The sequence below is a fragment of the Colwellia sp. TT2012 genome (assembly GCF_001440345.1).
Classification (GTDB): domain Bacteria; phylum Pseudomonadota; class Gammaproteobacteria; order Enterobacterales; family Alteromonadaceae; genus Colwellia.
The window spans coordinates 190,235-208,934 of record NZ_LJYX01000002.1; the positions used below are offsets into that span (position 1 = coordinate 190,235).

The window sequence follows — 18,700 nt, forward strand, 5'->3', positions numbered from 1 at the left end:
CTTACCGGTGTGATTAGCTAATGAAAGATAACTTTAGACAATCAATGAAGTGGTTGCATACTTGGGTTGGTCTTATTGTCGGCTGGATGCTGTTTTTCATGTTTTTAACCGGTTCTCTGGGTTATTTCTACCAGGAAATAACCCGATGGATGGAACCAGAAAGACCATTTGTTGTACATAATATTAGCAATGAAAAGTTAATTGATACCGCGCAGAGTTACCTCAACAAGCACGCTCAAGGCATTGATGAATGGAGTATTTATTTACCCAATATTCGCGATCAAAATTTACGTGTCGGTTGGCGACATTCAGCAGAGCCGGGTAAAAAAAGAGGCCGATACCAGATAAAAGTGTTGGATATCAATACGGGCAATAAAATCGAAAGTAGAGCAACCGGTGGCGGTAAATTACTGTATCGAATGCACTATCGCTTGCACTATTTATCAACCGATATCAGCTATTGGCTAGTTGGTTTTTGTTCTATGTTGATGCTGCTTGCTGTTATTACCGGCGTGGTTATTCATAAAAAAATATTCAGCGACTTTTTTACTTTCAGAGCGAAAAAATATTTGCCCGGCTGGTTAGATATTCACAATGTCTTAAGTGTTATTGCCCTGCCATTTCACTTTATGATCACCTATAGCGGTTTACTGTTCTTCCTCTTTATTTATATGGTGTTAAGTAGCAACTTACAAACCAATGAAGATGAATACAAGGAAATGCGTAAAGAGATATACCCACGTACCGTCCATTTAGAAAAAGCCAACCAAGCTGCGGATATGTTAGATATTTCAACACTATATCAGCAGGCAAAAAATGCTTGGCAAGGGAATGAATTAAGTTACGTAGAAATGTTTGCTGCTAACGATGTTAATGCTCAGGTATTGTTTGTTCGTCATGAAACCGACATTACTTATAATCCAGCCGATGAAGTGATGATAAGCGCTGTTACCGGCGAAGTTATAGCTCAGCAAGCTAAAGAGTATACTGCCGCAGGTATGATTCATAATGGCTTTATTTCTCTACATGAAGGCCAGTTTGCTGGACCATTAGCCCGCTGGATATATTTCTTCACCGGCCTTATCGGCGCAGCGATGATTGCTTCGGGTTTAATCTTGTGGACCACCAAGCGTAAACCTCAACAAATGAAAAAGCCTAATGGCCCTGATTTTGGCTATCGTCTGGTTGAGCAATTAAATATCGGCACCATTGTTGCTTTACCGATTGCCATCGCCTTATATTTTTATGCCAATCGCTTATTACCCCTTGATATGGTTGGACGTGCAGCTTGGGAAGCACATGTGATGTTTTTTAGCTGGGCAATATTATTTAGTTATCCAGCGTTTCGCCCAGCGGTTAAAGCTTGGTCTGAGCAATTACAATTGGCGGCCCTAGTTTATTTGGCGCTACCGTTAGTGAATGCACTAACCACAGATAAGCACTTATTTAATAGCCTTAGTAAGCAAGACTGGAATCTAGCCGGCTTTGACTTAACCTTACTATTGGTTGGTAGCTGTTTTGCCTTTGCCGCTTATAAAGTTAAAGCCTTACAAGTAAGTAAAAATTCAAGTAAACGACCAAGTACACAGTCAAGTAAACAAAGCGTAAAACAGGGTAAACCGCCATTATCTGCAACTAGTAGTAGTTTATTGCCAGTGCAGCAAGCGCATAAGGAACAGTGCTAATGTTAGTGTTAACCAGCTTAAGTTCTTCTGCCATGGTGCTTTTTTGTTTAGCCATGAGCAAACATAGAGAGCAGGTATTAGCGTATCAGGTTTCTAGCCTAGTGGTGCGATTTTTACGACCATTGGCTTGGCTATTATTGTCGTTCACGGCCTATTTAAGTGTCGAACTTTTTGGTTGGTCTATTGGCCCAGCATTGTTATTTGGCGCACTGACCATAGCGACTTTATTACTGATATTGTTATTAACCTACCGAGCGAAAATAGTGCCGCCATTAGCCATTGTTATCTCGTTACTCGCGAGCATTAGTATTTTCATCGGCTAGCCGTAATGCTTTTTATTAAGCTTGGACTTTGCCAGTGACTATGCCATTAACTTAAAGCGTTTTAACATCTCTTGTAATTGTTTTGCCTGATGGGATAACTCTTCTGCAGCAGCAGCGGCGCCCCCTTGTGTTAGGCTGCTTGGATGTAATTGAGGGCAGGGGGCTTTATCGTATAAATCTGCTCTTGGCATTTAATCTCCTTGGTGATTGTTAATCTCAAACATTAGGCTAGTCACACTTCATTGGTTAAGTCTTATACCAGTTTCATTAAATGATTGCTCACTTGTGCTGGTTAAAATAATCCAGCCCTTCGTTGCTTTCAATCCCAATAGCCAGCTATTGCTCAATCAAGCGCCTTGTCCTGAAGTATTTTTACTACGCACAACAAGATCACAAACTTAATGAAAATGGTATTAGTTCATCATCATTCATCCTAGTTAAGCTAAAACCGGCACTTTATTTTCATCGTTGATATCGATTATTGTCCCTAGTGTGTTGCTAATTGTTGATCACTTTCTTAAAATATGCGGCTATTTGTTGATGTATTGCCAAGCTGATGGAAAATGTGTCCTCGTTGGGCAGGTTTAGAAACCAATATCTTTAGGTGGTTTGGCTCGAGACTTAGTTGAAATTTAGAGGACCTGTTGTGGATTTTGTAAGCTTAACTATTGAAATTTATTGCTTTTTATTTACCATCGCCATTGTTGCCGGTTTTCTTGATACCTTGGCAGGTGGCGGTGGTTTATTAACCCTGCCGGCGTTAATGATGACTGGCATGCCGCCTTTAGCTGCATTGGCAACGAATAAATTGCAATCAAGTATGGGCGCAGCTACGGCCAGCGTGATGATGTTACGTGGTAGACGAGTGCGCTGGCATCAGGTGAAATACTTAATGCTATCTGCTTTCATTGGCTCGGTGATAGGTACTGTCATTCTTCAGTTTGTTGATGCACAAATGCTGACGGTTATTATTCCCGTGGTGATTACTTGTATCGGTATATATTTTTTAATCACACCAATGGTTGATGAAGCGAATAAGCCAGTGAGAGTATCATCAGCAGGTTATAAGAAGTTTGTTGTACCGCTCATTGGTTTTTATGACGGGATTTTGGGTCCTGGTACTGGCTCGTTTTTTACCTTGGCAGGTCGAGCTTTACGTGGTCAGAAATTTCTTGAAGCAACGGCTATCGCAAAAACCTTGAATTTTGCCAGCAATATTGCCTCACTGCTGGTGTTTTTGTTTGCTGGTCATGTAGTCTGGTTACTGGGCATACTCATGATGGTGGGGCAATTTATAGGTGCTTGGTTAGGTTCTCATTGCTTATTCAAAATACCAGTGAGCTATTTACGTTATTTAGTGGTATTTATGTGTTTTGCCATGCTAATTAAGTATGTTGCTACTTAATTATTTTGTGGGGTAATTTATTGCATCATTTTACCAATAGCTTGTGATAATTCAGGCTCAGTGGCTAAGATAGGTTTGATTTTTTCACCAGGCAACCAAATAATATCCACCAAGGAAGTCGCTTTAATAGTATCAGCAGAAAAGCCAGAGAGTAACGATATCGCACTCACTGTTTCGCCCATACCTAAGACACTGGTAATTGTTTTGCCATCTTGTTCTCGTACTAGTTCCACTGTACCTCGCGTGATAATGCCTAAGGCACAAAAGGCTTTACCAGCCTTGGTTATTTCTTCATTGGTGTTATAAATACTGTGCTGCATTATGGCGTTAACTTTATCTTGGGTGCTTTTGGGCAGTTTTTGTAACCAAGCGAGCTGTTTGATTAACTGCTCGCCAGAAATTGAGCTTTCAATATTGGTCGCTTTATTGAGTGCCGCCATGCGTTTTTCCACCGCCATTATCATGCGCTCTGCTTCGGGTTTATCAAGTACCGCTTGTTTTAGTTGCTGCGTTATAACCGCTCGCTCGCGATACAATAGCAATCGACAAGCAGAGTAAGTTTCTAAGCTATGGATGATCTCTGGAAAGGCTTCGCGCAAACTGGTGATATAACACATTGTCGTTTTTTTGTTATCTTCGACCATAACATGTACATCTTCAGCGGCTATATCGTTGGGCGCTAACTCATCAATATGTGATTTAAGTTCACTTTGAGCCTGAATAAAGCCCCGGGCAACCTCATAACTTAATGACAAACGATTAAAGCTAAGTTTTAGGGCGAATTTTTTCATTGTTTTAATATTTTTTAAAGCATTTAACAGTGGCGGTGTTTGCCATAAACTTTCTAGTTCAGTACGTGGTGCTATGGTGGGTGTGCCATCAAGGGCATGTTCAACCGAGGCTACGAGTTTGTTGGTCGCCCCTTCCCCCAAGGTGCCTTGTTCAAACTGAGTCCAATAATGTTTACGTTCAGTTTCGAGCAAACGTCGCCGGTAGGCAGTGATTAACTCTTTATCACTGATTTTATCTACTTGGGTTTGGATGCTGACCGCATGAATACCGGAAATTTTTTTAACTTGTGGCCAATTGGCACCTTTTAAAAACTCATTGGCCATCATCTCGGGTAAGATAGCCGATAGGGTTTTATTTATTTCGCCACTGGCTTTATCTACTGTGGCTTGTTTTGCTTCGGGTAAACGATTAAGGGCTAACTTTTTAAGTAGCCAACCCATGCTGCCACCATTAATTAACATGGTTAGTACGACAATGCCGGCGCATAAAAACAGGATCTGATCACCTATTTCTCTAGGTATGAGTTCATTTTGTGCCACGGTTAGTGCCAAAGCTAATGATACCGCACCGCGTAACCCGCCCCAAACTAACACAATAGCTTTTTCTCGGGTGATACCTATGCCAATACGTTTAAGTAATGGCATAAATAGCGCCACCGAAAGACTACGAATAACTTGTACACTAATATATAAAATCAGCAAAGCAAACCACATTTGGCTATTATCTAATTGCACTCTACCGGCGATGAGGGTGCCCACCAGTAAGAAGATAATAGTATTGGCAATATGAGCCATCATCTCCCAAAAATGATGTAAAAAACCACTGACCTCAGGAGAAATTTTAGTGCGGCCTAAGCTGGCAAACATTAACGCCAATACCACCACAGCGACTACACCGGAAACATGTAACGCTTCGGCGACCATAAAGGCCAGGTAAGAAACCACGATAGATAGCGTGATTTCAATCATGGGGTCGTTGAATATTCGACCAATCCAATGAATGACAATAAGACCAAAGAAAACGCCGATAAAGCCGCCAATAAATACTACCCGTAAAAAATCCCAAGCAATGAATAGTGGATTTATGTTTACTTCACTCGGGCTGACCACCATAGACAGAAATAGCATAAAAAAAACTATCGCGGTGCCATCGTTAAATAATGACTCACCTTCAATCAAGGTCTCCAGTCGTTTACGCGAGCTTAATTCTCTCAGTAACGCCACCACGGCAACGGGATCGGTAGCACTAATGAGGGCGCCAAACATAAAACATAAGGGCCAACTCCAATCCCAAGGAAAAGCATATTTTGCCAGTACGGCGGTTAACAGGGTTGCTACCATCAAACCTGGCACAGCTAGTAGTGCTATTTGGGAAAAAATACGGCGAAATAAATGCACCTCCATGGCGAAGGCACTTTCAAAAATTAGGATAGGTAGGAACAACCACAGGATTAAATGAGGATCGACTTCGGCGATCATCAGTACAGTTTGCTCCATTAACGGTATATATTGCGCAAAGATGCCACTACGTTGGAGCAAACCGAGCGCTAAGCCAATAACCAATAGCGCCACTGAATAGGGAATGGGAGTGTTTTTTAGGACATCACGGGTGATAGCACCAATTATTAGCGATAGCACCACAAATACCAGTACTAAAATGCCGGTATCAAAATGCATAATCCTTACCTAGTTGTTACGGGCGGATTCACTAAGTATAGTAAAATTTATAGTAAACCGGATTGAGCGACTTACTAAGTGATGTTAATTTAATATAACACTATGTTAATAATATTTGACATAGTGTTTGTTTGGTATTACCTTGTGTTAAGTTTACTTAACATTGTAAAGGTAGGAAGGTTAGCTATGATTTTTAAAAATAGTAATTTTAGTGAGCAAACCGCATGGATTAGTGTGATTTTCACCCTAGTCATCGCCTGGTATTATGCCAATGGTATCACTCAGCTTGAGGGCACATTCGCTAGCCATGCAGAGCAAATAGTTGCCTTATGGGCGAGCACAATAATCGCCAGTATCATTTTTGTTATCATTGCTTTTACCATTTTAGCTGTTATTAGAAAGGTGAATGGTGACGGTGAAGACATCTCTTTGATTGATGAAAGAGATGAACTTATTGAAGCTAGAGCGACTAGATGGGCTTACTATAACTTGAGTACTTGCATCATTATTTTGTTTGTCCATATATTTTGCCAAGGCGTTATTACTAATTACCCCTTTTTCACTAACGTCCCTCCCATCGACTTTCTCATTCACGGCTTAATGTTTTCAGGCCTATTGGTTGAGTTTGTTTTACGGGCGACACAAATTTATCGGTACCGCAAAGCTGCTTAGCAGGAGAGTTAATGTGCCTAGTACAGGTAAACAATAAAGGTAAATAGTTAAGGTGAAAAACATGAGTAAAAAAGCGAAAGGCGTTATTAGTAATCAGTTAAGAAAAAAGCGTTTTGAAAAAGATGAGATGACTCAACAAGAATTAGCTAAAGCCATAGGGGTAACCCGTCAAACGATTGCGGCTATCGAGGCTGGCAAGTACTCACCGTCATTAGAGGTGGCCTTTTGTTTAAGCGATATATTTTCCAGCCCTCTTGATGAGTTATTTCAGTGGCAAGCCAATGACAGTGACACTAGCAAAGTGTAAGTGAATGAAATTAGCCTATCATCTTAAATTAATGTAATCAATTCTCATTTGCTTTGGTAAAGCTATTGCTTAAAACCCTGCCTCGCTTTATTATAATTGCAAATAATAATTGTTATTATTTGCAATTGAGGTGTAGAGAGTGTTATGTTTTTAAGTTTTATTCCTGCCTGGTTTGCCTGTTGTATTTTATACGGCTCAAGTTCAAAGCAAAAAGTCTTCAAAAAATCGCTACCAATATTAGTCAGTAGAGTCACTGTGGTCATACTACTGGCGTTGATGTTAATCATTTTATTACAGCATCTACCAACAGTTTCTGCTTTGATAACAGCTTTGTCATTACTCTGTTGCTTTTTACCCTTAGTCACCTTGATCAGTGCTTATAAAAAATATTACTTGCAGCTCAGCAGTGCCTTAATTTGTTTGTTGGCGCTTTCTTCGCCTTTTGTCAGCTGGCTAGCTGTTATGGGAGTTAATGCCTGATGTGGTCACGTACTTTTGCGGGCCTGTTATTAGGCTTATTGATCTCTATTTCTGTGGTGTTAAATCTTAACCTGCTGGTACCAATAAAAGAAGATACCATGTTGCTCATCGGACTGTTGTGCGCCTTCCCTATATGGGCAGGTATGCAAGTCTGGGCTTATTCTTTTACTAGTGCAAAAAAGGCTTGGTTAAAGTTAACCTTAGTCCTTACTCCGTCTGTTGTACTTAACCTTCTACTACTTGTCCTGCGGTAATTAATGATGAAACGTGATGCACTCAAAGCGCTAACCAATGCTCATGCTTGGGTTGGCCTAATTATTTCCACCATATTATTTATTATCTTTTTTGCCGGTTCGTTAAGCTTGTTCCGTGAAGATATCATTTCTTGGGAACGCGACCCTTACTTTGTCAGCAGTGAAAGTGGTGCAAGTTTTTCCATTGATGCGGTAATTAGCCAAGTAGTAAATGATTATCAGGTCAATACCCATGGCTACTTTATCTTGCAGATGCCAACAGACGAGCAGCCAAGCACTAATATTTATTTTGAAGAAAAAATACCAGCAGAAGAGCAGCAAGAGCATGCTCTAGATAAGCAGCTAGACGATCACATAGATAGGCACCTAATCATTTCACCGGATGGTAAAGTACTGGGTGATGGCAATGCTTTTGATTGGGGCAATTTTTTATATCAACTGCATTACAATTTACATATTCCTGAAGTGGGTTTGTATTTTGTCGGCGTAGTGACCTTATTCTTTTTTGTCGCGCTGTTAAGCGGTGTCGTCATTCATTGGCGTAAAATAATAGCTAAGTTCTTTCAATACCGTAAAGACGGTAAAAAAGATAAATTACTCGATGCCCATAACTTGATAGGCGTCATGGGTTTACCTTTTCATCTTATGTACGCATTTTCAGGTTTGGTATTTAATCTATTAATTGTTTACCAAATATCTTATGCGGTTGTCCTGTATGGCGGTGATCAAGGTAAGTTATTTAAAGCCGCAGGTGTGGTTGATGTTCACCTTGATGAAAGCAATGTTGCCATACCTGTACAAGGTTTAGATAAGTTATTGCTAACAGCAAAGTTATCCCTAGGGCAGGTAACTATAATACGTATGTCTATCGACCATTTTGGCGATGAAAGTGCCTCGGTCACTTTTCGTGGCGATGATAAAAGTCAATTTTCAACGCGTAAAGAAGTGACTTACCATATCGCCTCGGGTCGTGAGCTTTATCTGACCAAAAATAATTATGATAATGATATCCGCGGTGGTTTAGCGGTTATTGCCAGCTTACACTTTGGTGATTTTGCTGGCTATTCACTACGCATGTTGTTTTTTGTCTTGGGCATAGGTACCTGTTATATCATTTTAACCGGCAACTTAATGTGGTTACAAAAAAGAGCTAACTTGCGCAGTGAAAAACAAAATAAACTTGGCTTACAGCTGGTTAAGGCCATGACCACAGGTGGTTTTATTGGCACTATCTTTGCCACTGCGGTAGGTTTTATTTGCGCTAGGTTATTGCCGATAGACTTACTAGACCGTAGTGATTTAATTGGCCAAATTTTCTTTGCTTGTTTAGCAGCTAGCTTGATTGTCTCATTGCTTATTAAAGCGCAACAGCAATTCGCGGCAATCTTCTTAAAAATTACCGCACTGGCGTTAGCGTTAATACCTGTTTTAGATTGGCTAATGTTGTCACAAGGTATTGTGGTTATGTTTAAAGCAGGGCATTTTGATGTGCTTATTGTCGAAGTAATGCTGTTAAGTTTAGCGTTATGTTGTTGGTTAGTTTCGTCTAGGTTATTTAGTAGCGCAGAAGCTGTTGTTAATGAGCAGCCAATAAGCCTGAATGACCTTGCTGAAAATTTAATAGCTGAAGGTATACCATCAATTAAAGTCACTAGTTAAAGTTATTCGTTAAGTTCAGCCGCTAAGGTAAATCTTTAATATTTTTTAGTAGCTAGCGTAATGAATAATAAAAAAGGAGCCACTGACTCCTTTTTTATTGGTTATTTCTAGTACATATAAAAGCTTATTTAATTAAAAACTGCCTCGAACACTGACGCTAATTTGTCGAGGTTTACCTAGGGTAATATAATGGCTTTGTCTGGTGGCAATGTATTCATCATCAAAAATGTTTTTGCCAATTAAATAGACTCCGACACTTTGCCATTCATAACCTAGTTGCATATTTACCAGAGTACGGCTGTCATTATGCAAGTCAAAGTTTGGATCTTCTTCTGTCAGACCTCGAGCGTATGGGTTAACGTCTGCTAGTGAGTCACTGGCATAATTGGCATTAACATCAGCAAAGAAGCCATTATCAGCTACATAGGTACCGCCTAGTGTGGCAGTCCATTCAGGTGAGTTAGCAAAGCTACGACCCGATAGGTCAATGCTTCCTTCACCTGGTATCTCCAAGATGTAGTCAGTAAATTCACTCTTCGCCTGACCGAGTGCTGAATAGAATTTCAACTGATTATTAAGCTGATAATTTACTTCCACTTCAAAACCTTTTACCGTTGATTTAGCGGCATTACTGGTTTCGGTATCAAAAGTATTTTCAGATAACTGTGCCACCACTTGTTGATCTTGCCAATCAAGATAAAAAATATTGGCATTCGCTATTAAAGCACCCTCTAACCAACTAGAACGTAAAGATAGCTCATAGTTATCGGTATACTCAGCATCGTATTGGAATGACTCTGCTCGCGCATCATTGGTGCCTACGCCACCTGAACGGTAGCCTTTTTGAAAAGTAAAACTGGTGGTTAAGTCTTCGCTCCAGTGATAGCTGGCGCCTATTTTAGGTAATAGCGTATTAAAGTCAGCATCAACCAGCGGGCTAGTATTGCTCGCTTGTTGCACTGTGCCGAGAATGTATGCATTTAATCCGGTAACTAAAGGAATGAGGCCTTGATAGGGCGTGCCTTGATAACTAGCGGGATCAGGCATTAATTGGCTATTTAGCAAGCTTAAATTTGTGCTGCCAGCATTTTGTTGTTGCTCATGATCCCAACGTAAACCGGCATAAATATCCCACTGTTCACTTACTTGATAGACAAAGTCAGTGAAAAAAGCATAGCTAGTTACTTCACTTTCTGTGGTTGAAGTATTTAAATAACTTACTGGGTCAAAAGCACTGTACTGACTGATAACTAAATCAGCGGTACCAGCATCTAAGCCATAGTTTCTTTGCAAGAAGCCGCTATCTAAACCAATACTCGCTAAGCGGGTATAAGAAGTACCAGAAAGATCGGTGTGTATTTCTTCATTGGAGTAAAAAGCACCGATAATGCCCTGCAAGTTTTCATAATCAAAATTAAAGCGCAGTTCCTGACTGAGGCTATCAACATCGGCCTGATAAAGTCGGGTACCCAAATCTTCCGGGGTATTGTCACCATCCCAGTCATAACCTGAATTGACAGCAGAATAGGCGGTAACGCCGGTGAAACTCCATTCATCGTTGAGCTGATAGTCAACGGCTAGGGTGATCAAGTCGGCATCATAAAACTGTTCTTGTTTATCATTGTTATTGGTATAACGTTGTTCATAGGTGCTGCCAGTTTCTGCTTGATAAACACCGGAGGTGCCACGGGTGTTTTTAGCATGGGTGTAGCTTAGTTGTACTTCAAGATCTGGTATGGCATCGGGAGTCAGTAGAACTTTCAATCGATAGAGATCATCTTGATTAAAGTCGCTGGTCTCGTTACGGGTAATATTGGTATTAAAGCCGTCTATTTCCTTATGCTCGCCGCTAAAGCGGAAGGCGAGTTGGTCTTCGATAATACCGCCACCAAAAGCGATCGCAGCTTCTTTTTCACCGTATGCACCGCCCTGTAAGCGATAAATACCTTGCCATTCATCGGTGGGCTTTTTGGTGTTTAAAATTACCGCACCCGCTAAAGCATTACGACCTTGTAGTGTTGATTGGGGGCCTCGTAAAATTTCTACTTGTTGTGCGTCCCAAGTAGAGAAACCACCGCCGATTATCATCTGCCTTGGTAGCGCCGCGCCATCAACATAAACACTGGCTAAATAGCTATTACCGCCACCAGAAACATTTTGACCGTTTATGCCTCGAATGCTAAAGCCATTTGAAGGCGTTGCATAAGCATTGGCGGTAAAGCTAAGAGCATCATTAAAATTAGTTATATTTTGTTGTTCAAATTGCTTACTGGTGATAACAGCGACACTGGTGGTGGTTTCTTGCAGAGTCCGAGCAATTTTCTGACCAGTGACAATAATTCTTTCAATTTGTTGTTCTTGCACAACGGCTTGCTCAGTATCAGTATTTGCGTTGACTGTGGCAGAAAATAGCAAACCAGTACTGATTGCGCTGGCCACGAGAGATAATTTCATTACTACACCTTGTGTTAATGATAATCGGAATGATATCTATTAGTATTAAGTGGTCGGATGTTATCAGTAACAGCCGTTGGCATCAATTATTTAAAGGCACATTAATCACGCAACAATACTTACGCGGCGAAAAACTGATTAAACCTCTGCAACAAATAGTGGAAGAAACCGCAGAGGTGTATCGAGCAAGGTTAATTGATATCAGCTGGTTTATGCGCATTCTAAATGAAAGCATTGCCGTACAAGCCAACAAAGAAGATAAATGCACAGGCAGATTCTGGGAAGGTCGTTTTAAATCCCAAGCCTTATTAGATGAAGCCGCTGTTATCACTTAAGTACGACAGGCGTTATTCACAGTCAATATTTTTCTTGGTATGGTATTCGCTAGGCCTCAAGAATTTTCATTGCCAAAAGTAACGCACACCACTTATTTCTTGGTCCAGCTTTAACTTCAGGGGTATTTCATTGAACTGAGACCAAACAAATTACCTTCTGTATCCATACATACGCTTACCCAACCAAATTTTCCAATCGACATCTTAGGTCTAATCACATCCCCTTGAAAAACACCAGGCACCCACTCAAAATAAATAATACATAATATCAATAAATCTGCGTTATTGATTTATATTGAGCAGAGTTTTCTTTGATTTTCATTGTATCGAATAGAATATTAATAGTAATGCACAAAAACAGAAATTTCGTCCAATTTAAGGCACAACTAGCCTAAAGTGAGAAATTTATCTAGATGAGTTGTATTGATTATTAAGCAACTAACTTTTGGGGAATTGACACTGTTGCTCGATTTTTTAAGTGCTGATGTTCGCAAAAATCCGTGAGTGCTTGCACTCTACCTACCGGACCATGAAAATATTGCCTAAACTGGCTGGTTCATTAAAGCAGTCCTTGCTAGTGCTGAACTCTGGGCACACAATAAGGTGTATCAATTAAGCTTATTTGTTGTTTTCTTGCCGTTGCCAGAATAACTCTCAATGGAAAATTATTGATGATTATTCAAGCGTAGTGGATAGCACTCCTTATTTCCGTTTAAGTGGGTGTCTGCTATATTATTCGCTAAATACTTGTTCGGTAAATAGTGATTAATCAACCCCTGATTTGAGTAATCGGCTTAATTTTTTCTGTTGTTCCTCGTTACAAAGCTCATGAATCATAATTCTAAGGATATGAGATTTAGCTAAATGAGTCTCTTTGGCTAATAAATCTAACTGGGCAATAGCATCTTCACTTAAGGTAAATGTGGCATGACGCTTTGCTGGCTTAGATTTTTTTGATTGGTGTTCTGGCCTATTACTTTCTGCTGCCCGCGGCTGCTTAGCAAGAATAACGGCTTGTTCTAAGTTAAGATTTTCGCCACTGACCACTTTAGGCTTACCTATTGCGTAGTCTTCGGCATCAGAGATAAACTCATCAATCGTAAAGTTTTTCTTCTTAACTTTACGATTATTAGATTTTTTTAAATCAATTAAACTCATGTGAGTCGTCCGGTTTCATCGCCATCAACTCCTCAGCAATGGCGATCATTTCAAGTGCTGCTTTGCCCTCAGGATCAAGTTCTATTACCGATGAACCTTGCTCTTCACTGTCATCATAAATATTACGGTTATAAGTGACTGCGTTAAGCACATTAATACCGTAAGAGCGACAAACTTCTTTCGCTTCTTCAATACGTTTTGCTTGGCTTGGCAGAGCTGGACATTGAGCAATAAGAAAGGAGGCTAACATCTTAGGATTAACCATTTTACAGGTACTGAGCATATCTTCCATGTGGGGCACAGTTTTTAAATCACGTCTTTTAGGTCTGAGTGGAATAACCACATGATCGGCTACTGACATTGACGCCCTTAGTGCTAAATTATCTTGACCACCACAATCAATGATCACGTAATCATAATGTTGATTTAAACTCAGTAAGTCATTGCGAATTTTACCATACAGTTGGATACAATTGATCGAAGGTAAGCTTGGATCCGTATTACGGACTTGAATCCAATCAGAAGTAGTTCGTTGTGGATCACAATCAACCATTAACACAATGGCTTTTTTATTACGGGCAAAATACACCGCTAAGTTTTGAGCAAGACAGCTTTTACCACTACCACCCTTTTCCCCACCCACTAATATCATCATTTACTATTTTCCTTTTCACCCTATGTGAACAACAACATATTAATTATAGTTCAAACAATTTAAGTTGTTAATATTTATTACATTACTACAATGCCATGATTTACCTTAGATTTCTAATATTAAAGCAATCTCAAACCAGTCGTTTTCCTGCTTAATACAGCGTAATACTTTACCTTCTAGTTTTTGACTATTAGGATTAGCGGCTTTAAATAACACCGTGATCGCAGTTGACACCGCAATAGCTTCATCACAATCAAGTTTTAAACCGCCTCGAGAGAAATCTAAACAAACAATTTTTTTCTTTTTATGAAGTCCATTCTCGTCTTGCCAAGTGATATCAACTAACTCTTTTTCCATGTCGAGACGAAATGACTTTCGGCGCTCTACTTCGTTATTACTGCTTTCGGTCATGAGATGTTCCTTATTAACTGTCATTAAGAGGCACTCAAATTAACTGGCATTTCGCTTTGTTGCAACATTTTATTTGTGCAATTTCTAAAGTTATCATTAATCCCTTGCAAATCTATTTACTCATCGCTGATAGATAACCGTGTTCCGCAAAAGAATAACACCGAGGATCAGCAACAATCATATGATCCAAAACTCGGACATCAATTAAATCAAGTGCTTGTTCAAGCCTAGTGGTTATTTGTTTATCGGCAATACTCAGCAATTCATGATGGAGATTGTGAGTTAAAATGACTGTGGCTGCGCGATGTTTTAGTGCTTGCTCGACCACAATTCGAGGATAAACGGCGGCAGCATCTATAGTGCCAAAAACTAAAGCCTTAAATTTTAATACTTGTTGTTGGTTATCTATAAACATCACCGCAAACAAAACACCTACTCAAAATAATTAATACCTAATATCAATAAATCATCGTACTGATTTACATTGGCCCGAATTTTACTTTGATTATTATGGTGACGAATAGGGTATGTATACAAATGCACAAAAACAGAGATTTCATCCAATTTAAGGCATAACTAGCCTTAAATGAGTCATTTATCTATAGGGATCATATTCATATAATGATTAAGCAAGTAACTTTTGGCAAATTGACACCGTTGCCCGTTTTTTTAAGTGTTGATGTTCACAAAAATCCGTAAGTGCTTGCGCTCTGCCCACTGCGCCATGGAAACATTGTCTAAACTGGGTGGTTAATACTAACCAGTTTTGGGTACTAATGACTAAGCGGGTTAATATTTCAGGTTGGGCTTTGTCTATATAACTGCGTTTATCGGCTCGAATACAACGGCCGGTTAAATCAAGCAATTGGATATAGTCACTTAATTCAAACGGTAAACCTGTAGGCATGTTCTTTCTTGGGTTACCGATAAAGGGCAGTAGTTGTTGGGCTTGTTGCCCTTTAACTGCGGCTTTTATCCGTCGTTGAATACTGGTGTACTTGGATGTTTCTGGGGTTTTAGCTACCTTAGCTCTAATCGGGTTTAAATCGACATAAGCCATACAGGCTATTAACGCGGCTTCATCAAGCAAGGCTTTAAACAAATGTAGGAAGTAATTATAAGGGTTGATGTCATTGGCTCGACACGTCATTACGATGCTATAAAGTGTGGCACTTGCTTATGCACCATTAAGCGATTTTGAGAATAACCAATTTTTTCTACCCGTAGTAAAAGGCCTAATATCTCGCTCGGTGATATTATTATCAATCCCTAAGTGACCATCATCAACATACCGAATTAGCTTATGCCACTGATTGAGGTTGTATTTTATCGCTTTGCCAATATAGCTTCTCGCAAGGACTTTATCACTTGCTTCATCAAGCCATGCCTTGAATTTAATTAAAATTGGCAACGCTTTTTCTTGTCGTAACTGATACCGCTCTTGTGGGGATAATTGTTTATTTCTGGCTTGGGTTTCCAGTTTGTATAATTTGCCCATAAAGCTAATAGCTTTATGGGCACGGCCTTTATTTTTCGATTCTGTTTTTAGTGCCTCATCATATTTACGTCTGGCATGTGCCCAACACCCGACAGGAATAACCCCTTCAATACCGTTATACACACTGTACATCACACTGTAAATACCCTTGATATCCTGCTAGTAATTCTTCAGCACAAGCACGACTACGCCTCGCTTGATAATCATAAATAACCACAACTTGTTCGCTTACTTCATTACTGCGATATACCCACATTTGTGAGTTGCTGCTTGGATTGTACCTTCATCTAAGACTTGTACACGCGTTTCGTCCGCGCATAAACTGTACTCGTTAAGTGAGTGTCGTTGCATCGCTTTTACTAATGGCTTGATGAGAATGCCGGCTTTAATGCACCAGTTCGCTAATGTTCCTCGTGATAAACTTAAACCGCCACGTCCAAAGATATCAACGAGACGATAAAGCGGTAGTGCATCATAGTATTTGGCGGTAACAACCGCGGCAAGTGCTTCTGGACTAGCGATGCTACCCGGAATAGGTTGCTGGGGTTTAGGGGCGGTAATTATTTTACTGGTCAGTTGCTCGTGCTCACAACATCTACAAGCATACTTGAATTACTTATGCTTGATCACAGTAATTTTGGCCGGAATGATTTTAACTTGCTCGCTGTCTTCGCTGCCACATTGATGCATTTGTTCACCGCAGCATGGACAATCTAGCTCAGTTAATCTGTGCTCAATCACTTCTCGTTCAAAATGCTCTGCCAGTGTTTGTTTACCTTTCTTATGGTGCTTAGCTGGCTCTGTCGTTTTATGCTGCTTGGCTTCATTGAATGTGCCCCGTGGCGTTTTTTACTTTTTCGTCCGTATTTTTGTGATTGTCTTAATTTTAATTCGGCAAGTAAATGGTCAATCCGCGCTTGCATTTCAACTTTATCTTCTTGCCATGCCGCCTTTAGCTGCACTGGCAACGAATAAATTGCAATCAAGTATGGGTACTAGCTACGACCAGTGTGATGATGTTACGTGGTAGACGAGTGCGCTGGCATCAGGTGAAACACTTAATGTTCTCTGCCTTTTATTGGTTCAGCTATGTGCGCTATCTAGTGGTATTTATGTGCTTTGCCATGTTAATTAAGTATATACCCGTAACCATTCAATATGCATGTTTCAGAGTGCTTGAGCAATTTCAATGCAAGGCGCTGTGATGAAATAATGGTTGTTCAGGAGAATATGCTCAGGATAATTGCTCCTGCATTATCCGTATAAGGTACTTCCTGTACCGTCTGCATTCTCTAATAAGGCTACATCCATGTCGCGTCATTATGAGTTACAGCAACGATGAAGTGATGTTGCTCAAACGCTTCTTTGATGGGTTTAAAATGACTTTATACCGCGTTAACTAATTAAACCATAGAATGACTATGCTTCCATTATTTCCCTTGCCTAAAGCCCTTTTAATTCCCACTGAAATCGAGCACTTTGAATGGTGACGGGTATATAACTGCTTAATTATTTTGTGGTGTGATTTATTGCATCATTTTACCGATAGCTTGTGACAATTCAGGCTCAGTGGCTAATAAAAAAACACCAGACATATATGGACGCTATATTTCTTATCGCTGAGGCTCTTAAGGACAATGAATAGCTTAAATAACTCATCATAACGATGAGTTATGCTGGTAAATATTTGGGGGTGTTATGTATTTAAAGCCGCCAATTCTTTTTTCGCTAAAAAATTATCCATTTTTGAACGTAATAACTTATATAACAAAATTGAGCCGTCTATTTCTTCTTTACGATTAGTTAAGCTCTCAATATTTAAACCTAAAGGTAAATCATAAGGGATGACGGCATCTAAAATTTGCTGCAAGCTATTGACGCAAATGCGAATTGATTCATACAAAGGGTTTTTGGCATTAAGAATACGTAAACTGGTCGCCTCGGGAACATTGACGCCTAACCAGTCAATAAATTCTAAGGTTTTTTCACTACCACAGGGGGAGAATGTTAAGATCAAGCGTTGTGGTTTTAAGCCTTGTTTTTGGCATTCAATGGCATAACGGGTAAGCAAGTCTATGGTTGCTTGTGGATTGTATATGGCTTGAGAAATAAAGAAACTACAGCCTTGTTGGTGTTTGGAAATTAAGCGCTCATGTTCATTTTTTTTATTAGCATGGCGCTCGGCAATAGTAACACCACCAATGAAAAAATCATGGGGGTTATCAACTAAAGTTTGATATGCCCTAGCCAAAGATAAGGAAACTTTATTCTCCCTCGACGGACTACCAACCAGCACTACATCTCTGACGCCATATTTTTGCCACGCTTCGTTTGCCCATTCATTAAAGTCATCACTATTGGATTGAGTAACGCTTTTATAAGTAATGACTGGACGATTAGATTTTTTATTCAATATAGAAGAATAAAGCCTAGTGTCATGGGTTGATTTGAATGGGAAAGGTCTGGGTTTACTAATACGCGAATTTTCATCTTGAATGTCATAAACAATTAGGCCATCAAAGTCGATATCACTGACACGTTCAAGTAGCTTATCGGCAATTTCAGCCACTTTATCAAGTGGGGTATCACTTTTTGGCGGTGTGGTGCCGATAAAGTAGACACCGCGATTAATATCATTATATCTGGCTTGTAGCTCTGAGTGCGTAGTCAAAATGTTACTTCTTTGTTTGTTTTTGGATGTTTAGGTGTTTAGATGGCTATATACTCATTCAAATAGCCGCTTTTGTCAACTATTAAAGTAATACCATTCAGCATAAAGAAGTGATCACTTAGAACGGCATGGACGACATTAGAACAATCAAAATAGGTGTAGTTATCGAAGCCTATTTTGTGACGTTATCATGTTGTTCCATGTGTTCCCAAAGGACGAGTTTTAAAGGCTTATACCCGTTACCATTCAAGATGCATGTTTCAGA

Annotated in this window: 19 protein-coding genes and 3 pseudogenes; 9 read left to right on the forward strand and 13 right to left on the reverse strand. The window is 39.8% G+C overall.

From position 1 onward, the window contains the following. The first annotated feature begins 20 nt into the window (after positions 1-20). Positions 21-1,685: a PepSY-associated TM helix domain-containing protein gene (locus ASU03_RS00905; protein ID WP_082627084.1), complete on the forward strand. Its 1,665-nt coding sequence runs from the start codon at positions 21-23 to the stop codon at positions 1,683-1,685. Beyond that, a complete protein-coding gene (locus ASU03_RS00910) occupies positions 1,685-2,008 on the forward strand; it encodes a DUF3325 domain-containing protein (protein WP_057830019.1) in 324 nt (107 codons plus the stop codon). Before ASU03_RS00905 ends, ASU03_RS00910 begins: the two co-directional genes overlap by 1 nt. Positions 2,009-2,046: 38 nt before the next feature. Here ASU03_RS00910 and ASU03_RS20515 read toward each other — a convergent pair whose 3' ends face one another. Then, complete coding sequence (locus ASU03_RS20515) at positions 2,047-2,199, reverse strand: hypothetical protein (protein ID WP_157465779.1); 153 nt, start codon at positions 2,197-2,199, stop codon at positions 2,047-2,049. 455 nt (positions 2,200-2,654) lie between these two features. On the opposite strand from ASU03_RS20515, the gene ASU03_RS00915 reads away from it, so the two are divergent. Beyond that, complete coding sequence (locus tag ASU03_RS00915) at positions 2,655-3,413, forward strand: TSUP family transporter (protein ID WP_057830020.1); 759 nt, start codon at positions 2,655-2,657, stop codon at positions 3,411-3,413. A gap of 17 nt (positions 3,414-3,430) precedes the next feature. Here ASU03_RS00915 and ASU03_RS00920 read toward each other — a convergent pair whose 3' ends face one another. Further along, positions 3,431-5,881 (reverse strand): cation:proton antiporter, encoded by a 2,451-nt coding sequence (locus ASU03_RS00920; RefSeq protein WP_057830021.1) that lies wholly within the window; start codon positions 5,879-5,881, stop codon positions 3,431-3,433. Between the two features lie 186 nt (positions 5,882-6,067). On the opposite strand from ASU03_RS00920, the gene ASU03_RS00925 reads away from it, so the two are divergent. The 5 genes from ASU03_RS00925 to ASU03_RS00945 all read left to right on the forward strand — a co-directional run bounded on the left by ASU03_RS00925 (position 6,068) and on the right by ASU03_RS00945 (position 9,253). Further along, a complete protein-coding gene (locus ASU03_RS00925; RefSeq protein WP_057830022.1) occupies positions 6,068-6,553 on the forward strand; it encodes a hypothetical protein in 486 nt (161 codons plus the stop codon). 61 nt (positions 6,554-6,614) lie between these two features. After that, the gene (locus ASU03_RS00930) at positions 6,615-6,860 is read left to right on the forward strand and encodes a helix-turn-helix transcriptional regulator (protein ID WP_057830023.1); all 246 of its coding nucleotides are present in this window, start codon (positions 6,615-6,617) and stop codon (positions 6,858-6,860) included. 144 nt (positions 6,861-7,004) lie between these two features. Beyond that, on the forward strand, positions 7,005-7,340 hold the full coding sequence (locus ASU03_RS00935; RefSeq protein WP_057830024.1) for a hypothetical protein: 336 nt from the start codon (positions 7,005-7,007) through the stop codon (positions 7,338-7,340). Then, positions 7,340-7,594: a hypothetical protein gene (locus ASU03_RS00940; RefSeq protein ID WP_057830025.1), complete on the forward strand. Its 255-nt coding sequence runs from the start codon at positions 7,340-7,342 to the stop codon at positions 7,592-7,594. The genes ASU03_RS00935 and ASU03_RS00940 overlap by 1 nt, the downstream gene beginning before the upstream one ends. 3 nt (positions 7,595-7,597) lie before the next feature. Then, positions 7,598-9,253 (forward strand): PepSY-associated TM helix domain-containing protein, encoded by a 1,656-nt coding sequence (locus ASU03_RS00945; protein WP_082627085.1) that lies wholly within the window; start codon positions 7,598-7,600, stop codon positions 9,251-9,253. 132 nt (positions 9,254-9,385) lie between these two features. Here the strand turns inward: ASU03_RS00945 and ASU03_RS00950 are convergent, their stop codons facing one another. After that, positions 9,386-11,707, reverse strand: coding sequence for a TonB-dependent receptor (locus tag ASU03_RS00950; protein WP_057830027.1), 2,322 nt, complete (start codon positions 11,705-11,707; stop codon positions 9,386-9,388). A 17-nt stretch (positions 11,708-11,724) separates the two neighbouring features. Between ASU03_RS00950 and ASU03_RS00955 the strand changes: the two are divergent. Continuing rightward, a pseudogene (locus tag ASU03_RS00955) lies at positions 11,725-12,036 on the forward strand (hypothetical protein); the annotation flags it as partial. A 771-nt stretch (positions 12,037-12,807) separates the two neighbouring features. Here the strand turns inward: ASU03_RS00955 and ASU03_RS00960 are convergent. From ASU03_RS00960 to ASU03_RS00995, 10 genes and pseudogenes are all read right to left on the reverse strand, one after another. Continuing rightward, positions 12,808-13,200 (reverse strand): hypothetical protein, encoded by a 393-nt coding sequence (locus ASU03_RS00960; protein ID WP_057830029.1) that lies wholly within the window; start codon positions 13,198-13,200, stop codon positions 12,808-12,810. Beyond that, on the reverse strand, positions 13,187-13,855 hold the full coding sequence (locus tag ASU03_RS00965) for an AAA family ATPase (RefSeq protein WP_057830030.1): 669 nt from the start codon (positions 13,853-13,855) through the stop codon (positions 13,187-13,189). Before ASU03_RS00965 ends, ASU03_RS00960 begins: the two co-directional genes overlap by 14 nt. Positions 13,856-13,960: 105 nt before the next feature. Beyond that, positions 13,961-14,266 (reverse strand): PilZ domain-containing protein, encoded by a 306-nt coding sequence (locus ASU03_RS00970; RefSeq protein ID WP_057830031.1) that lies wholly within the window; start codon positions 14,264-14,266, stop codon positions 13,961-13,963. Between the two features lie 112 nt (positions 14,267-14,378). Continuing rightward, positions 14,379-14,681: a JAB domain-containing protein gene (locus ASU03_RS00975; RefSeq protein WP_057830032.1), complete on the reverse strand. Its 303-nt coding sequence runs from the start codon at positions 14,679-14,681 to the stop codon at positions 14,379-14,381. 210 nt (positions 14,682-14,891) lie between these two features. Continuing rightward, positions 14,892-15,362: pseudogene (locus ASU03_RS00980) on the reverse strand (transposase); the annotation flags it as partial. 81 nt (positions 15,363-15,443) lie between these two features. Further along, positions 15,444-15,896 (reverse strand): IS66 family transposase, encoded by a 453-nt coding sequence (locus ASU03_RS00985; RefSeq protein ID WP_057830034.1) that lies wholly within the window; start codon positions 15,894-15,896, stop codon positions 15,444-15,446. Next, positions 15,880-16,340, reverse strand: a pseudogene (locus tag ASU03_RS22005) (IS66 family transposase). Before ASU03_RS22005 ends, ASU03_RS00985 begins: the two are co-directional and overlap by 17 nt. A gap of 36 nt (positions 16,341-16,376) precedes the next feature. Then, positions 16,377-16,454 (reverse strand): hypothetical protein, encoded by a 78-nt coding sequence (locus tag ASU03_RS21320; protein WP_231731463.1) that lies wholly within the window; start codon positions 16,452-16,454, stop codon positions 16,377-16,379. Positions 16,455-16,501: 47 nt separating this feature from the next. Continuing rightward, on the reverse strand, positions 16,502-16,750 hold the full coding sequence (locus ASU03_RS00990; RefSeq protein WP_157465781.1) for a hypothetical protein: 249 nt from the start codon (positions 16,748-16,750) through the stop codon (positions 16,502-16,504). Between the two features lie 710 nt (positions 16,751-17,460). Beyond that, on the reverse strand, positions 17,461-18,435 hold the full coding sequence (locus ASU03_RS00995; RefSeq protein WP_057830036.1) for a methylenetetrahydrofolate reductase: 975 nt from the start codon (positions 18,433-18,435) through the stop codon (positions 17,461-17,463). Positions 18,436-18,700 lie beyond the last annotated feature (265 nt).

Coding starts and splice junctions, on each gene's coding strand:
- ASU03_RS00905 (WP_082627084.1), top strand. CDS start 21: ATGAAAGATAACTTTAGACAATCAATGAAGTGGTTGCATACTTGGGTT.
- ASU03_RS00910 (WP_057830019.1), top strand. CDS start 1,685: ATGTTAGTGTTAACCAGCTTAAGTTCTTCTGCCATGGTGCTTTTTTGT.
- ASU03_RS20515 (WP_157465779.1), bottom strand. CDS start 2,199: ATGCCAAGAGCAGATTTATACGATAAAGCCCCCTGCCCTCAATTACAT.
- ASU03_RS00920 (WP_057830021.1), bottom strand. CDS start 5,881: ATGCATTTTGATACCGGCATTTTAGTACTGGTATTTGTGGTGCTATCG.
- ASU03_RS00925 (WP_057830022.1), top strand. CDS start 6,068: ATGATTTTTAAAAATAGTAATTTTAGTGAGCAAACCGCATGGATTAGT.
- ASU03_RS00930 (WP_057830023.1), top strand. CDS start 6,615: ATGAGTAAAAAAGCGAAAGGCGTTATTAGTAATCAGTTAAGAAAAAAG.
- ASU03_RS00935 (WP_057830024.1), top strand. CDS start 7,005: ATGTTTTTAAGTTTTATTCCTGCCTGGTTTGCCTGTTGTATTTTATAC.
- ASU03_RS00940 (WP_057830025.1), top strand. CDS start 7,340: ATGTGGTCACGTACTTTTGCGGGCCTGTTATTAGGCTTATTGATCTCT.
- ASU03_RS00945 (WP_082627085.1), top strand. CDS start 7,598: ATGATGAAACGTGATGCACTCAAAGCGCTAACCAATGCTCATGCTTGG.
- ASU03_RS00950 (WP_057830027.1), bottom strand. CDS start 11,707: ATGAAATTATCTCTCGTGGCCAGCGCAATCAGTACTGGTTTGCTATTT.
- ASU03_RS00960 (WP_057830029.1), bottom strand. CDS start 13,200: ATGAGTTTAATTGATTTAAAAAAATCTAATAATCGTAAAGTTAAGAAG.
- ASU03_RS00965 (WP_057830030.1), bottom strand. CDS start 13,855: ATGATGATATTAGTGGGTGGGGAAAAGGGTGGTAGTGGTAAAAGCTGT.
- ASU03_RS00970 (WP_057830031.1), bottom strand. CDS start 14,266: ATGACCGAAAGCAGTAATAACGAAGTAGAGCGCCGAAAGTCATTTCGT.
- ASU03_RS00975 (WP_057830032.1), bottom strand. CDS start 14,681: ATGTTTATAGATAACCAACAACAAGTATTAAAATTTAAGGCTTTAGTT.
- ASU03_RS00985 (WP_057830034.1), bottom strand. CDS start 15,896: ATGTACAGTGTGTATAACGGTATTGAAGGGGTTATTCCTGTCGGGTGT.
- ASU03_RS21320 (WP_231731463.1), bottom strand. CDS start 16,454: ATGCATCAATGTGGCAGCGAAGACAGCGAGCAAGTTAAAATCATTCCG.